13 protein-coding genes are annotated in these 16,628 nt (G+C 46.7%); 6 read left to right on the top strand and 7 right to left on the bottom strand.

All coding sequences use genetic code 11. The annotated features are described in order from the left end of the window. Positions 1-30: 30 nt before the first annotated feature. The 4 genes from rpoH to ftsY all read right to left on the bottom strand — a co-directional run bounded on the left by rpoH (position 31) and on the right by ftsY (position 4,157). Positions 31-891 (bottom strand): RNA polymerase sigma factor RpoH, encoded by an 861-nt coding sequence (gene rpoH, locus FJQ87_RS02720; RefSeq protein ID WP_140930384.1) that lies wholly within the window; start codon positions 889-891, stop codon positions 31-33. A gap of 209 nt (positions 892-1,100) precedes the next feature. Then, positions 1,101-2,066, bottom strand: a complete 966-nt coding sequence (gene ftsX / locus FJQ87_RS02715; RefSeq protein ID WP_140930383.1) for a permease-like cell division protein FtsX — start codon at positions 2,064-2,066, stop codon at positions 1,101-1,103. An 18-nt stretch (positions 2,067-2,084) separates the two neighbouring features. Then, positions 2,085-2,759, bottom strand: a complete 675-nt coding sequence (gene ftsE, locus FJQ87_RS02710; protein WP_140930382.1) for a cell division ATP-binding protein FtsE — start codon at positions 2,757-2,759, stop codon at positions 2,085-2,087. Positions 2,760-2,768: 9 nt separating this feature from the next. Then, positions 2,769-4,157 carry a signal recognition particle-docking protein FtsY gene (gene ftsY, locus FJQ87_RS02705; RefSeq protein WP_140930381.1) on the bottom strand — a complete coding sequence of 463 codons (1,389 nt, stop codon included), beginning with the start codon at positions 4,155-4,157 and terminating at the stop codon, positions 2,769-2,771. Positions 4,158-4,395: 238 nt separating this feature from the next. Here ftsY and rsmD point away from each other — a divergent pair, with 238 nt between their 5' ends. Beyond that, positions 4,396-5,064, top strand: a complete 669-nt coding sequence (rsmD, locus tag FJQ87_RS02700; protein WP_140930380.1) for a 16S rRNA (guanine(966)-N(2))-methyltransferase RsmD — start codon at positions 4,396-4,398, stop codon at positions 5,062-5,064. Continuing rightward, positions 5,064-5,354 carry a DUF1145 domain-containing protein gene (locus tag FJQ87_RS02695; RefSeq protein ID WP_140930379.1) on the top strand — a complete coding sequence of 97 codons (291 nt, stop codon included), beginning with the start codon at positions 5,064-5,066 and terminating at the stop codon, positions 5,352-5,354. Before rsmD ends, FJQ87_RS02695 begins: the two co-directional genes overlap by 1 nt. Before the next feature lie 57 nt (positions 5,355-5,411). Here the strand turns inward: FJQ87_RS02695 and FJQ87_RS02690 are convergent, their stop codons facing one another. Beyond that, positions 5,412-5,975 carry a NapC/NirT family cytochrome c gene (locus tag FJQ87_RS02690; RefSeq protein WP_140930378.1) on the bottom strand — a complete coding sequence of 188 codons (564 nt, stop codon included), beginning with the start codon at positions 5,973-5,975 and terminating at the stop codon, positions 5,412-5,414. A 933-nt stretch (positions 5,976-6,908) separates the two neighbouring features. Here FJQ87_RS02690 and FJQ87_RS02685 point away from each other — a divergent pair. From FJQ87_RS02685 to FJQ87_RS02670, 4 genes are all read left to right on the top strand, one after another. After that, on the top strand, positions 6,909-7,409 hold the full coding sequence (locus FJQ87_RS02685) for a heavy metal-binding domain-containing protein (protein ID WP_140930377.1): 501 nt from the start codon (positions 6,909-6,911) through the stop codon (positions 7,407-7,409). A 27-nt stretch (positions 7,410-7,436) separates the two neighbouring features. Then, the gene (locus FJQ87_RS02680; protein ID WP_140930376.1) at positions 7,437-8,894 is read left to right on the top strand and encodes an efflux RND transporter periplasmic adaptor subunit; all 1,458 of its coding nucleotides are present in this window, start codon (positions 7,437-7,439) and stop codon (positions 8,892-8,894) included. 9 nt (positions 8,895-8,903) lie between these two features. Then, the gene (locus FJQ87_RS02675; protein WP_140930375.1) at positions 8,904-12,038 is read left to right on the top strand and encodes an efflux RND transporter permease subunit; all 3,135 of its coding nucleotides are present in this window, start codon (positions 8,904-8,906) and stop codon (positions 12,036-12,038) included. Positions 12,039-12,268: 230 nt separating this feature from the next. After that, a complete protein-coding gene (locus FJQ87_RS02670) occupies positions 12,269-13,327 on the top strand; it encodes a ribonuclease T (RefSeq protein WP_140930374.1) in 1,059 nt (352 codons plus the stop codon). An 84-nt stretch (positions 13,328-13,411) separates the two neighbouring features. On the opposite strand, the gene FJQ87_RS02665 is transcribed toward FJQ87_RS02670, so the two are convergent. Both FJQ87_RS02665 and adiA read right to left on the bottom strand, forming a co-directional pair. Then, on the bottom strand, positions 13,412-14,206 hold the full coding sequence (locus tag FJQ87_RS02665; RefSeq protein WP_240778802.1) for a VOC family protein: 795 nt from the start codon (positions 14,204-14,206) through the stop codon (positions 13,412-13,414). Between the two features lie 101 nt (positions 14,207-14,307). After that, entirely contained in the window at positions 14,308-16,599 is a 2,292-nt protein-coding gene (gene adiA, locus FJQ87_RS02660; RefSeq protein ID WP_140930373.1) for an arginine decarboxylase, read from the bottom strand. Between the last annotated feature and the right edge of the window lie 29 nt (positions 16,600-16,628).

Raw genomic sequence — 16,628 nt, 5'->3', positions numbered from 1 at the left:
ATGGTGATGAGTCATTGACTCATCACATGATTAAATCGACATTTGCAGCTTAAGCTTATTCATCGCATTTTTCTCAAGCTGGCGAATACGCTCAGCCGATACTTGATACTCAGCCGCTAGTTCTTGCAAAGTAATCTTATTTTCTTCATCTAACCAGCGCGCCTGCAGTATGTGCTGACTGCGCTCATCTAAGGTCTTAATGGCGGCGAGCAAACGCGACTGGGCATCGTTGTCCCAATTAGCGTTTTCTACTTGCGCGGCAACATCTGATGAATGATCTTCAAGGAAATGCACCGGGGCATAATCATGTTCATCGTCATTATCGCTCGCTAAATCAAAGGCCGGGTCTTGCGCAGCCATGCGTGACTCCATTTCGGTCACATCAGCTTTACTCACACCCAGGTTTTCAGCCACCATGCTGACTTCTTCATCGCTAAACCAACCTAAACGAGTCTTGGCTTTACGCAGATTAAAGAACAACTTACGCTGGGCTTTGGTGGTAGCCACTTTAACGATACGCCAGTTTTTCAATACGTATTCATGAATTTCGGCCTTGATCCAATGCACGGCGAAAGACACTAAGCGCACACCAACATCTGGGTCAAAACGCTTAACCGCCTTCATCAAGCCGATATTACCTTCTTGGATAAGATCCGCCTGTGGTAAACCGTAACCGGCGTAACCGCGAGCCACATGCACCACAAAACGCAAATGCGACATGATCAGCTGCTTTGCCGCTTGCAGATCACCTGTTTGTTGCAGACGTTTCGCCAACTCATATTCAGTTTCAGCATCCAGCATAGATCTGCTGTTAACCGAGTGAATATAAGCTTCAAGACTACCGCTACTTTGGGGAACCGTCAGCGTCATAGAGGAAGATAACATTGTCATTCACGCTCCTAAAACATAAATAAACCAGCGACTAACGTGGTTTATATCGGGTTGTTTGGCTCCTTGTTGAGCCGCAACCTGACGAACTATCGAATATTCATCGCTGACTGTCAACCTTAAGGCTTGTTTTGTGTGCCTAAGGTTGAGCTAGCGCTGATATTCTATTCTGCCGTATTTCACCGTTGCTGCAAGTGAACAAATGTTCACCGTTACGAAGGTTCAATATTGCGTAAATGCTGCCTAACCGATAAGTAAGAGCCAAGCCAGCCTAAGAATGAAGCGAGGACAATTAACTGCAGCAACTCACTAAACGACAAGGTTTGCATGTTAAGGCTGGTCTGGTACAAGCCCATTAACTCAGCCAGCGCAGAATCGAGATACAACACCAAAATATTGATGATCACCCAAGCGAGTAATCCACCAATCACGCCATACCACACGCCTGTATATAAGAAGGGGCGCTGAATAAAGCCTTCGGTAGCACCCACTAGCTTCATCACTTCAATTTCGGCGCGCCGCGCCATAATGGCTAAACGAACTGTGTTACCTATGACAAGCACGACGGCCAGCACCAGCAACACGGCAATGGCCATCACAGTATGTTGCAGTAACTTAAGCACAGCTTGTAAACGCTCCAGCCACTCGATATCTAAGCGCCCAAAGCTCACTTCCGGCTCTTGCTGCAACTTGTTTAGCAATTCGCGCGCGCCGCCCGCACTGGAATACTTCTGGCTTGGGGTAACCAGCACGACGGCGGGCAGCGGGTTAGTGTCTAAATAATCGAGCGCCTCACCAAAACCAGACAATTGCTTAAATTCAGCTAAGGCTTGGTCACGGCTGATATAACGTACATCGCTAATTTCTGGGTAACTTTGAATGCGAGTAATAAGGTTCTTAATCGATTGCTCACTGCGCCCTTCATTGATAAATAATGAAATTTCAGCGGCGCTTGCCCATGAATCAGTCACAGCTTCGGCATTTTTAACTAATACTTGCAGCGCCGCAGGTAAACTTAAGCTCACGCCAAGTACCGCCATGGTCATAATCGACGAGACAGGATTGCGCCATAACTCACCTAGGCTTGCCATGGCCTGCTGAAGATGGCGCACAAAAAACATGATGATCCGCCCAGTAAAAGGCAGTTTGCTGCGACTTAATGACACCTGATTAGACATGCAGAATCCTGTGGTTGCTTATCCGTGTGCTAGCTCTTGAGCACCTAACATCCGCCCTTGCCTTAAGGTTAAAGTGCGGTATTTCATCCGTGCAATCAGGCCAAGATCGTGCGTGGCTATGAGCACGCTAGTGCCAGCGGCATTTAAGGTTTCAAACAAGCGTAAAATATCCATAGATAACTTAGGATCTAAGTTACCTGTCGGCTCATCGGCCAGTAATAACGGTGGCTTATTGACGATAGCGCGCGCTATGCCCACTCGCTGCTGCTCACCCCCCGATAACATCACAGGATTGTGCCTATCTTTGCCATACAGGCCGACCATATCGAGCGCACCATCAACGCGTTTGCGAATTTCACCTAAGGTAAAACCCTCAATCACTAACGGCAAGGCAACATTGTCAAACACGCTTCTGTCCATCAACAAATGGTGATTTTGGAAGATCATGCCAATATCGCGGCGCAAATAAGGCACATCGTCACGCTTGATGCTGGCAATATCATGACCATTGATCATCACGCGACCGGCGTTGGCACGCTCAATCACAGTGATCAACTTGAGCAAGGTACTCTTACCGGCACCACTGTGGCCGGTCAAAAAAGCCATTTCACCTTTGCGCAGGTGAAAATTCACATCATTCAATGCTTTATGGCCACCAGAATAAACCTTGGTTACCTGCTCAAATCGTATCATGGGTTATCCTTAAGCCTTGTCACCATCTTGGTTAAATAATGCTTCGATAAAATCATTAGCATCAAATTGGCGCAAATCATCAATTTGCTCACCCACACCGATATAACGAATTGGAATGCCAAATTTATCAGCAATGGCGAAGATCACCCCGCCTTTGGCTGTGCCATCAAGCTTAGTGATGCTAATGCCGGTAATGCCGACCGCTTCTTGGAACAATTGCGCCTGACTAATCGCATTTTGGCCTGTGCTCGCATCTAAGGTCAGCATGACTTCATGGGGAGCATTGATATCGAGTTTTTTCATTACTCGCACCACTTTCTTAAGCTCTTCCATCAGGTGGCTCTTATTCTGTAAACGCCCTGCGGTATCAGCAATCAAGACATCGACTTTACGCGCTTTGGCCGCTTGCAAGGCATCAAACAACACTGAGGCACTATCAGCCCCTGTGTGCTGGGCAATCACAGGAATATTATTGCGCTGACCCCAAACTTGCAGCTGCTCTACCGCCGCCGCGCGGAAAGTATCACCGGCCGCCAGCATTACAGATTTACCTTGATTTTGATACTGTTTTGCCATCTTGCCGATAGTAGTAGTTTTACCTACACCATTAACGCCCACCATTAAGATCACAAACGGACCATCGCCATTTTCTGGCACTAACGGAATAGCAACCGGAGCTATGGTGTGATGCAATTCTTTACGCAGTAATTCATACAAGGCTTCGGCATCTTTTAACTGCTTGCGACTGGCGTGTTCGGTCAGATTTTTAATCAATTTAGTGGTGGTCTCAACCCCCACATCAGCAATCAATAACTGCTCTTCTAATTCTTCAAACAGATCATCATCAATCTTTTTACCGCGGAACAAGCTCATAAAGCCGCTACCAATGTTCTCACTGGTACGCATTAAGCCGCGCTTTAAACGCGCAAACAAGCCTTCTTTCACCGGCTTAGCCTGTGGCTCTGGCTGCTGCTCTTCTTCGATTTCAGCCTGTGCTTGAGCCTGTGCTTGTGCTTGTGCTTCAGCTTGTACTTGAGCATCGCGAACGGCCTTGGCTTCAGCTTGTGCCTTAGCTTCAGCTTGTGCCTTAGCTTCAGCTTGTGCCAGAGCATCGCGTCGTGCTTGAGCTTCAGCCTGTGCTTGAGCTTCAGCCTGTGCTTGAGCTTCAGCCTGTGCTTCTGCTTCTGCTTCTGCTTCTGCTTCTGCTTCTGCCTTAGCCTGCGCCTCTGCTAATGCTTGTGCCTGCGCTTCCGCGAGTGCTTTAGCCTCAGCCTCAGCCTCAGCCTCAGCTTCTGCTTCTGCTTCCGCTTGGGCTTGGGCTTGCGCTTCTAATTTAGCTTGTTCTTCATCTTGCGACTTGTCTCTGCGAAACCAGGAAAAAAAACCTTTCTTAGCCATAAATGCTACCGACACCTGTTATTTATTATGTGGCTGACGTTAATCAACAACTGAGTATTCGTTTTTATTACCAGCCGTAAGGGGCTGCCGTTATGGAGCTTAAGTCTCACTAACGATAATTGTGTTTATTGCGCTTAGGGAAAGACTCACCCGAAACCGTCAACTTAAGGTAAAATTGCCGCCTTAAAGGTGGCATAGTCTACCACTTTCTTTCTTCAGGCAAAATCATAGGGGCACCATGGCCAAGAACAGAATGGCGAACAAGGGCACATCCTCGTCTAAAAGTGCCAGCAGCAACCCTAAAGGTGGTAGCGGCCAAGTGCGGATCATCGCCGGTCAATGGCGTTCTCGTAAGCTGCCAATTCACGATTTAGAAGGTCTTAGACCGACCACTGACAGAGTGCGCGAAACCGTATTTAACTGGCTAGCCGCAGAGTTAACTGACAGTCGCGTACTGGATTGTTTTGGTGGCAGTGGCGCCTTAGCGTTAGAGTCTTTATCAAGATACGCAGCCTACGCGCGCGTATTTGAACTGCAGCCTCAAGCCGCTAAACAGCTGCAAATTAACCTCACTACCCTAAAATGCGATACAGCAGATGTAGTGCAAGGCAACAGCTTGTTGTTATTGCAGCAAAGCCCAGCCACAGCGCTAGCTAAAAATGATCCAGCGCCAAGCAAGGGCTTTGATATTGTGTTTATCGACCCACCCTTTCGCCAAGGCTTAGCGGCGCAGTGCATCGAGTTACTTGATAAAAATCTATGGTTAAACGATGACGCGCTGATTTATTTAGAAACAGAGTCTGAATTAACCGATATGAACCTGCCAAGCACTTGGCAAGCGCTAAAACACAAGCAAGCAGGACAAGTAAGCTATCGCTTATTTCGCTATCAAGCGGCAAGTGAATAATGATAAGCCTGATTCGTTTAGGTAAAGGCGCGACCTTGCTGGCTTGGGGGCTGATGCTAGTTAATCTTGCGCACCCTTTTACGGGCATGATTCAGCCATTATTGCAGGGGCTGCTTGGAGTCACTTTGGTCATGCATGGATTATTTAGCGCAGCATTTCATTACCGCTATCGCGCCAATCCAGCTATCACCCTCGCGCAGCTTCGCCGCACCCGCCTGCAGATATTAATATTCGGCGTCTTTGCTTTACTGGAATTTAAATTCAGCGCTTATAAAAACCAGCACTCATAAAGCCGTGCCCATAAAAAAACCCGCTAACTGCGGGTTTTTTATAAGCTAATTGCCAACTTATCCTTTTGGATATGGGTGGGCAATGCCTTTGTGACAATCAATACAAGTCTTTCTGTCTTCAGGAGCTTTCTTGAAGTTCATTTCATGCATTCTGACAGCCATCTTCTTCATGTTAGCCGACGGATTTTCATAAATGCGGTTATGACAGTTTTGACAGGTTGAAGAGTCAATTGAACGTAAATAGTCGCGAGCCAATTCAGCTTGCTCTTTACGGTTAGTCTCTAACCATTCTTGAGTTTCAAAGCCGTCAATGGTCAAGTAACCAATGATATCTTTAGATACCACGATTTTCTTGGTCAAATAAGCAAATGGCTCTTGGGCAATATGACATTGCTGACACTGCACTACGATACCAGCGCGATTATCGCCATGCGGTGAAGCTAACACTTCATCTTGCAGAGAATGGCCTGCGTGACAAGTCATACAGAAAGCATCTGTACTGGTTGCATGCAGAGTTTGTTGGGTGGCAAAAAATCCAACGACGCCAACGACAATACCCACCACTAATAAGGCGAATATTGAGTATTTTGCGCTAGGTTTGAATAATGCACGCAAGTTCATCACAGCTCTCCAATTCTTCGGAATTTATCATTTAATTTTTCTATTTTATGTTCATTTAACTTTAATAAATTTGATTCCGAATCAAAAAATGAACATTTAAATAACTAAAATCGTAAAAATGGGATCCTCATCGCACAAATCCGCTCATTATTTTTTCAAAACAACGGCTTCGTGATGATTTTGCCCCCTATTCTGGGTCATTTTATCTATCTAACTCACAATCTATGGCCCAGGCAGCAAAACTGTGACGCCAGTCTAGTCATAAGTTGATTATGAGAATTGATAAACACAATATTCTGGGGTTAACCACAAGAGAATAAGAATATGCTTATTAAATCAATAGTATAAAAGTGTGAAATATCTCGCCTAAAAAATCATTAGCTATGTTATAGTTTGCGAGTATTCATTGGAGATTCTTACTTTGGCTGTAACCCGTCATTCATTTTTCGTCATGTTAACTATGCTGGCACTTCTTGTGCAGGGCATGGCTTTCAGTGGCCAAGTGATGGCAATGCCTGCAAGTAACTCAATGGATCATATGCAAATAATGGATGCTCATTGCCAAGATCCAGTAAGCACTCATGCTTGCTGCGATGAATCCGCTGCTAACTCAGGCAATAAATCCTGCTGCGAGGGCGACAGCGCCTGTTTATCTGATTGTAACCATTGCCTCAGCATCTCTGTTGCTGGCACTTTAGTGGATTCTCAGATGTGGCCATCGACTCTTGCTTACTCTGAGAAGCTATTTTCTGTTATCCCCTCGCTCCACTCACTAGCTCTGCCCACAGAACTGAGACCTCCCATAGTCTAAGTCCGCTAGGTTTGCCTCACGCAAACAACATCACCACCTTGTAAAAAATTCAGCCCGGCCTAACCGCACCTATTGAATCGTGCCTAGGTTAATTGCGGCTATCTCATAGATGGAGCTTTACTATGTTATCTTTTGCCAAAACTATTTTATTAACGTTTTTCTTCGCGGTTTCAATGCCGACAGCCTTTGCTGCTGATCATAGCCACGCGGCGCATGCAGCCAGCCACTCTTGCCCTATGCACCCAGAAGTAACAGGTGTTAAAGGTGACTCATGCCCAAAATGCGGCATGGATTTAACCCAAACCTCAGCCTCTGGCAAGTCACATTGCCCAAGCAAAAAAGCCGATGGCGATAAGTGCCCAAGCGCAAAGCAAGCTCACCATGGTCAACATGCGCAGCACACTCCTTATGATTGCCCTATGCACCCAGAAGTGACTGGCGTTAAAGGCGACTCATGCCCTAAGTGCGGCATGGATTTAGAGCCAGTAGCCACAGCGGCCACTCATGATTGCCCTATGCATCCAGAAGTCACTGGCGTTAAAGGCGATTCATGCCCTAAGTGCGGCATGGACTTAGAAGCTAAGCAGACTTCTGCGTCTAAAAAAACACATCATCACGGTTAATACTCTGGGCGGAGTGAGGGATTTTTTATGAATAGTTTTAACCTAAAAGCCAGCAGTATCTTACTTGGACTGAGTTTAAGCGTAGCTATGCCAAGCGCTATGGCGCAAGCACAAGCCAGCAGCCAAGATGCGGCCATCACCACTAACACCAGCAGCAACGCAGAGCAGCATTATTACTGCCCTATGCACCCGCAAGAAACCAGCCATGAGCCAGGTCGTTGCCCAATTTGTAAGATGTTTTTAGTTAAAGAAGAGGAAGAAGAAGAAGCCAGTGCTGAACATCAGCATCAAGACGCGGGCGCAACGAGCAACATCAAGACCTTAGCCCCCATCAAGGAGCTTAAGCCGTTAACTGAGTTAACGCCTGCCAAGGTCAAATATGTTTGCCCTATGCACCCGCATATTGTCAGCGACCAAGAAGGCAGCTGCCCGATTTGTGGTATGGATTTAGAGCCAGTCAATATGGCCACCAGCGCCACTGAAATTGAAGTCAATGTCTCAGGCAATATGCAGCAAGCCTTAGCGCTACGGGTAGCCCCAGCAACCCGCGGCACCTTGTGGAAATACGTACGCGCCGTCGGCTCCATTGATTATGATCAAAGACTAATCGAGCATATTCACCCACGGGTCAGCGGCTGGGTTGAAAAACTTAATGTTGAATCGGCGGGCGATAAAATTAAACAAGGCCAGCTGTTATATGAGCTGTATTCACCCGAGTTAATCAATGCCCAGAATGATTACTTGCTGGCCATGGAAACCTTAGCGCAAAACAATAACAGCAAAAATTATCAGCAATTAGTCCGTAATGCCGGCTTACGTTTAGAGCTACTGGGTTTCAACGCGGCACAAATTAAGCAATTAGCCAGCACTAAGCAGACCCAGTTTAAGGTGCCATTTTATGCCAAGCGAGATGCTGTGGTAGAAACCCTCAACATCCGTGATGGCATGTATGTGGAGCCGCAAACTGAGATTATCTCGTTAGTGGATTTATCTAAAGTGTGGGTAGTGGCTGATGTGTTTGAAAATGAGCAATCTTGGCTCGCTTTAGGGCAAGAGGCTGAGATTAGCATTCCGGCGCTTAATATCAGCGATATGAAGGGCAAGATTGATTATATCTATCCAGAACTTGACCCTATTACCAGAAGCTTAAGAGTTCGAGTGGTACTGAGTAATCCTGATGCCAGCTTGCGACCAAAAACCTTAGCTAACGTTGCCTTCTTTGGCGGCGCTAAGCGTGGTGCCTTATATGTGCCAAGCGAAGCCTTAATTCAAACTGGCAAGCAAAACCGCGTCATAGTCAAACAAGGCGACACTAGCTTTGTGGCGAAAGAAGTCGTAGTTGGCATGCAAACCCAAGGTAAGAGCGAAATCATTTCCGGTCTTAATGACGGTGAAATGGTCGTGACCTCAGGTCAATTCCTGCTGGATTCAGAAGCTAGCTTAAAGGGCAGTTTACTACGCTTAAGCCAAGGTCATCAGCACTAGGAGCGCATCATGCTAGAGAAAATAATCCAAGGCTGTTTACGCCAAAGGCTGATGGTGCTGATAATCACCATAATGATCGCCGTGATCGGCATAGATCAGCTGCGTAAAACCCCGCTCGATGCCCTGCCCGACTTATCGGACGTGCAGGTTATTATTAAAACCAGTTACCCAGGTCAAGCGCCGCAATTGGTTGAAGATCAGGTAACTTACCCGCTATCGAGCGCCATGTTATCTGTGCCAGGCGCTAAGACAGTGCGTGGATTCTCTATGTTTGGAGACTCCTACGTGTATGTCATTTTTGAAGATGGCACCGACATTTACTGGGCGCGTTCGCGAGTATTGGAATACTTAAGCCAAGTCAGTAGCCGTCTGCCAAGTGGCGTGCAACCAAGCCTTGGCCCAGATGCCTCCGGGGTTGGTTGGATCTTTGAATATGCCTTAGTCGATCGCACCGGCAAGCTTGATCTATCACAGCTTAAATCCCTGCAAGATTGGTACTTAAAGCTTGAGCTGCAAAGCGTGCAAGGGGTGTCGGAAGTCGCAACCGTTGGCGGCATGGAGCAGACCTATCAAATCGTATTGCAACCCAGCAAATTAGCTATTTATCAGATGGATATCTCAAGGGTCAAGCAAGCCATAGATAATGCTAACAGTGAAGTTGGCGGCTCTGTGGTTGAAATGGCTGAAGCTGAGTACATGGTAAGAGCCAAGGGTTATCGCCAGAGCATAGAAGATTTTGCCAACATCCCATTAGGCATGGCAAGCGCCACTGGCACGCCACTATTGCTTAAAGATGTGGCCGATATTCGTAAAGGCCCAGCCTCACGGCGCGGCATTGCTGAACTTGATGGTGAAGGCGAAGTGGTTGGCGGCATTATTGTGATGCGCTACGGCGAAAACGCATTAGCCACCATTGAAGCAGTGAAAACCAAATTAGAGCAACTGAAAACAGGCCTGCCTGAAGGGGTCGAGATAGTCCCAACCTATGACAGATCTGGCTTAATTTTAAAGTCTGTTGATAACCTCTTTCAAAAAGTGATTGAGGAAATGCTAGTTGTTGGTGTGGTGTGCTTACTGTTTTTGCTGCACGCACGTTCAACCTTAGTGGCCGTAATTACCCTACCGCTCGCCATTTTAATTGCCTTTATGGTAATGAATGCCATGGGAGTGAATGCCAACATTATGAGCTTGGGCGGTATTGCCATTGCTATTGGCGCTGTGGTGGATGGCGCCATTGTAATGATTGAAAACATGCACAAGCATCTTGAGCATTTTGAGCAAAAACATGGCCGGCGTCCTGATAATAGCGAGCATTGGCAATTAGTCAGCGAAGCTTCCATTGAAGTGGGGCCAGCGCTATTTTTCTCGCTGTTAATTATTACCTTAAGCTTCTTACCTGTATTTGCCTTAGAAGCTCAAGAAGGCCGCTTGTTTGCGCCCCTTGCTTACACCAAAACCTTTGCCATGGCGGCGGCAGCGATTTTATCTATTACCTTAGTGCCGGTATTAATGGGCTACTTTATTCGCGGTAAAATTCCAAGCGAGCAAAGTAATCCCTTAAGTCGCTTCTTAATTGCCTTATATCGCCCAGCGCTGCAAAGCGTATTAAAGTTTCCCAAAACCACCTTGTTAGTGGCCTTCATTGCCTTTCTTAGCGCCTTTTATCCGTTATCAAACTTAGGCAAAGAGTTTATGCCTGAGCTTGATGAAGGCGATTTGTTATATATGCCAACTACTTTGCCAGGGATCAGCGCAGGTAAAGCGGCGGAAATATTGCAGCAAACCGACAGGTTAATTAAAACCGTGCCCGAGGTGGCTAGAGTCTTTGGCAAAGTGGGGCGCGCAGAAACGGCGACCGATCCGGCGCCACTAACTATGCTCGAAACCACTATTATGCTCAAACCCAAAGAGGAGTGGCGTGAAGGCGTTACCCTTGAAGATGTTATTGCTCAGCTGCAAGCCACAGTAAAAGTGCCAGGTATCACCAATGCTTGGGTGCAACCGATTAAGACCCGCATCGATATGCTTTCAACGGGTATTAAAACCCCAGTGGGCATTAAGATTAGTGGCGCCGATGTTCAAACTCTGCAAAGCATAGGTGCTGACATTGAAGCCATTTTAAGTAAAGTGCCCGGCACGCAATCAGCTTACGCTGAGCGCTCAAGCGGTGGCCGCTACCTTGATATCACTCCAAAACTTGATGTGGCGGCGCGTTATGGCATGAACTTAAGCGACATTCAAGATGTCGTGCGCTATGCCATTGGTGGCATGAACATAGGTGAATCCATTCAAGGCGCAGAGCGTTACCCCATTAACTTAAGATATCCGCGTGAATTGCGTGATGATTTACAAAAGTTAGTCGAGTTACCTGTGGTGACCAAGAGTGGTAATTACCTGCCATTAGGTAACCTTGCTGATATTAGTATTAGCGATGGCCCGCCGATGTTAAGCAGTGAAGATGGTCGCCTGATCTCTTGGGTCTTTATTGATATTAAAGGCGTATCCATTGGTGACTATATAGATAATGCCAAAGTGGCCTTAGATGCTGAGCTTAAAGTACCGCCCCGCTACAGCTATTCATTTGCAGGCCAATATGAATACATGCAAAGGGTAGATGCCAAACTTAAACAAGTGGTGCCTGTAACATTGGCAGTGATCTTCATCTTGTTAATGCTGACCTTTGGCTCAAGCCTGCAAGCCAGCATGATCATGGTGAGCTTACCTTTTGCCTTAGTGGGCAGCAGCTGGTTACTCTACTTGCTGGACTACAACATGTCGGTGGCAGTCGCGGTTGGCATGATAGCGCTCGCGGGCGTTGCGGCTGAGTTTGGTGTGGTGATGCTGATTTACTTAAACAATGCCATTAAGCAGCATCAGGCAGAAGGGAAATATAACACAGTCAATGACCTCAAAGCGGCGCTAATGGAAGGGGCGGTAATGCGTATTCGCCCTAAAGCCATGACAGTTGCGACCATCTTCTTTGGTCTGCTCCCTATCATGTGGGGCGCTGGCAGTGGTAATGAAGTGATGCAAAAAATCGCCGCGCCTATGATAGGCGGCATGGTAACGGCGCCACTGTTATCACTATTTGTATTACCTGCCTTATATCTGCTGATTTATGGCCGTAAGCTGACTAAGGATTAAGCTTTAGCCTTAAGGGCGAAATCACAGATTATCTATGGTTGAATTCGCAGTAGAAGGCTTGCCCTTTTACTGCGAGCTCTTAATTCTTAGCTTCATTTATTGAGCTAATTTCTTGGGCTCAATTATTCATAGAGTGAGCAGCTCACTCCCATGTTTTAAGTCAGTGTCACTCTTTTCATCACAATGCTAAGCTTGTGGATTCTTAACTGCCTGCAAAAACCAGATAAATAATGATGAATGTTAACGGCTTACCTTTAGTTGCCCTGCTATTACTAACTGCCATGCCAAGCCACAGCGCGCCCATGACGGCAGAGTTTAGTGCCAAGGCTGTGTGCCCGCTTTATCAATCCAAAAACAAACAAACCAATCCTGGCGATCACCACACCCAAGTGGGTCAAACCTACGCCGTGATTGAATATCTAGGCAGCAGCGACAATCCTAGCTGGTATCGACTCGAGACTTCGATTGCCCCTTCCCCGCAGCGCTGGGTGGCCGCCAATTGCGGCGCACTAACATCGACAACACAAAGTGCCTCGCCTACGGCTGCGACATTCACTCAACCCTTATCTCAAAGCGCAAATCAGCCAGTGGCAGCTAGCAATAAACGCCAAGCATGCTCCACGCCTGAGCAGTATGATTCCAATCTATTAGCCTTAAGTTGGCAGAATGCGTTTTGTGAATTAAGTGGCCGTAACAAGGCCGAATGCACAACTATGCTGAGAGATGCAAGTTTGCCGGCGCACCACAACTTTAGCCTACATGGCCTGTGGCCCAATAAACAAGGCTGCGGCATCAATTATGGTTACTGCGCTGACGTGACGTCTAAGCCAAAACACTTTTGCGATTACCCAGCGCTTACCTTGTCAGAATCCACTCGCACCGCGCTTGAGTCGTTAATGCCAAGCGCGCAATTTGGCACTTGTTTGCAAAAACATGAATATTGGAAACATGGCAGCTGCACCACATTTAGCCAAGATGACTATTTTCAGCAAGCGATTCGCTTAACCACAGCAGTGAATAACTCGTCATTAGTGCGCGACTTATTAAAAAAGCGCATTGGCCAAACCATAAGTCGCAAACAGTTTATGCAGGCATTTAGCCAAGACTTTGGCCCTGATGCCAGCAATAAAGTCAGCCTGCAATGCCGCAATGGGGTATTGATGGAAATCCAATTAAGCTTACCCAAAGACTTAACTGACACCAGTTTGAGCCAGTTATTAGCGCAAGCGCGCCCGATTAAACCTGGATCTTGCCCAGCGCAATTTACTATTGATGCGCCAGGCTATTAGCCTAACAAGCTCGCACTGCGATTAAGTAATCAAGCACATTGGTAGCTTGATAACCAATTGAAAATTGAGCTATTAACGGCAAGTTTACTGCTGCGCTAAGCGCTTATCGTCTAAAGCAACAATTGAAAATGTCGCCCCTTGAGGGTCATTAATCACGCTAAAACGACCAATTTTGGCAATCTCTGTGGGCGACACACACACAGTCGCCCCTAAGGATGTTGCCTTTGCCGCGCTGTCATCACAATCTGCCACTTGGAAATACAGCATCCAGTGACTGGGCATATCGCCCCAGTCGCTGGTCATTTGCAGCATGCCAGCCACTGGCTTTCCAGAGACTGAAAATGCGCGATACAGCTGTCGATTCACCATTAAGGTGCGGCATTGCCACCCCAAGACTTGTTGATAAAAATGCTGGCAGCTATCGGCATCTTTGCAGGCAAGCTCAACCCAAGATAAATGATGACAACCGCCGCCTTGCACCGCGCCGCTATGATCTTTGGCTTGCCATAAACAAAACACCGCGCCTTCGGGATCTGCTACTTGTGCCATAAAACCTGCGCTTCCCACTTGATGGGGGCCAAGGCGCACCACCCCGCCCGAGGCTTGCACTGCCTGTAAGCTGGCATGAATATCATCCACCGCAAAATAAGTGCTCCAACCTAACATAGGTGTGCAGGGATCATCTTCAGCAGGATACAGCGCGCCTATGGCAGTACCCTGCAACGAGAGCATGGTATAAGCGCCAACAGGCAGGGGCATATCATCCATTTTCCAACCGAAAAAGGCATGATAAAACTGTTTCGCTTGCGTCCAATCCTTGGCGGCTAATTCACTCCAACAGGGCATGCCATGGCAAATATTGCTGTTATCCATAATCATCACTCAATCCATAACCTTGAGTTAAGTAAAGTCAGGAACCTGCCATTATGCCAACCCATACAAAAAGGCCGCCGAGGCGACCTTTATTAGCTATCGAGAACTTATTGCTTGATACACATCACGTGATAGACACCATGCTCAACTTCAGTCCCTTCAGTTTCATGCTCAAAGCCTGGGAATTCTTTATCCCACACTTCTAAGCTCTTGAGATAATTGATTTGAGGACTGGTTTCATCACCAAAGTTTTCACCAGACATCAGCATTGGAATTCCTGGTGGATAAGGGATCACAGCATTGGCGGCAATGCGACCCACTAACTCATTGGATGGCACCATTTCCACATTGTTAGCCACAATGGATTGGAACGCCGCTCTTGGAGTAATAATGGCTTCTGGCAAGTTAGAATAAGCAGCGTTGAGTTTTTCTGAAGGGTTATGTTCCTTCAGGTAAGCAAACATCTTATTACCTAAATCTTTCAGACCCATTTCACCATAAACTGCTGGATGACCATTGGCTAAATCGGGCAAGACTTCGCGCAGTGGTGTGTTGGCATCATAGTGCTTTTTGAACGACAGCAAGGTATTAACCAAAGTCGCCCACTTACCTTTAGTAATACCCATAGAGAACAGGAACATTACTTGGAAGTCAGTAGTACGAGTTGGCACTATACCAAAACGACCTAAATATTGAGTCACCAGCGCCGCAGGCACGCCACTATCGAGTAACTGGCCATCATCGCCCATACCAGGAGACAGGATAGACACCTTGATAGGGTCTAACATACACCAGTCTTTTGGCATATCAGCAAAACCATGCCACTTATCTTCAGGATGCATAACCCAGCAATCTTGGTTAGTTACCAATAATTCGGCAGGGGCATCTTCAAAGTTATAGCTCTTTGCGGTTTCTGGGTCGATAACAGTTTCAGCATTCCAAGGCTTGAAGAACCAATCGTTATCGTTTTGATATTCTTTATGCAGCTTGGCCATGGCTTGACGGAAGTCAACGGCTTCGCGGATAACTTCTGTCGTTAATGATAAACCACGATTACCGTCCATTTGCGATACCGCCACATCGTTTGAGGCACTGATGGCATATAAAGGCGATGTAGTCGCATGCATCATATAAGACTGGTTAAATCTCTGATGATCAATGGCATTTTTACCATTACGCACATGTAACCATGAGGCTTGTGATAAGGCATTGAGCAGCTTATGGGTGGAGTGAGTCGCAAATACGGTTGGACCTTGATAATCAGCGGCTGGCTCACCGCGCATCGCAAAGTGATCGGCATAAATTGGGTTAAAGCGTGCGTAACCATACCAAGCTTCATCGAAGTGAATGCGGTCACAGCTTTCAGCCAAGATATCTTGAGCGCGTTTAGCGTTGTAGCATAAACCGTCATAAGTACAGTTAGTTAGCACTGAATACACAGGTTTTTGTTCAGCAAACTCTTTGGTTAATTCGCTGTTTTTAGCGTTAGCTTTAAGAGCAGCGGCATTCATTTGGCTTGGGAAGATAGGGCCAATGATGCCATAACGGTTACGGGTAGGAACCATGTACACAGGGCGGGCACCAGTTAACATAATGCCTTGTTCAATCGACTTATGGCAGTTACGGTCAACTATGACTAAATCATCTTCATTCATACAAGCTTGCATGATAGTGCGGTTAGAGCCTGAAGTACCTGTCACTAACGAGTAAGAACGGTCAGCACCAAAAACACGCGCCGCATACTTTTCACTTTCACCAAATGAGCCAGTGTGATCGAGCAGAGAGCCTAAATTACCGCGCTCGATCCCCATGTCGGTACGGAAAATACCTTCACCGTAATAGCTATAGAAGCGCTGGCCGGCGGGGGTTTTAGTAAAACCAACACCACCTTGGTGACCTGGCGCTGCCCATGAATATTCATGAACGTCGTCATACTTCATTAAGGCAGACATTAAAGGCGGTAATTGACGTTCGCGGTAGCGCTGCATGGCAGCTAACGCACGACCGGCAATAAAGTCAGCCGTGTCTTCTAATATCCATGCAAATTCATCAACCCGAGACATCAACTCACGGTTTACCGTTAGAGTAATCTTTTTGCGTTCGGCCAATAAGAAGACAGGCACACTCTCTTGACGACGTTTTAATTTCTCAATCAAGGTAAAGAAACGACTATTTTCTTCTGTTTGAGAACCACTCATGGTGGATGTCAGCATTAAGCAATCAACTGCAGTATTAGCATTCAAAATTGAATAGCAGTCGTCATAACTAGTCGCAATAATAACTTCAACGCCACTCGTTTCTAGTTCTTCAACTAAACGAGTAATCGCATGACCAACCACGCCTTCTTTTGGCGCCTCTTCAAGAATTAAACTGATATATTTTTTGCCGTAACCACTCATAGTAACGCTCCGACTTAAATAGTGAAAAT

Origin of the sequence: Shewanella sp. SNU WT4, assembly GCF_006494715.1 — a bacterium.
Taxonomy (GTDB): Bacteria; Pseudomonadota; Gammaproteobacteria; order Enterobacterales; family Shewanellaceae; genus Shewanella.
Note: the sequence above shows the minus strand (reverse complement) of the source record. Positions and strands in the feature narration are given on the sequence as shown.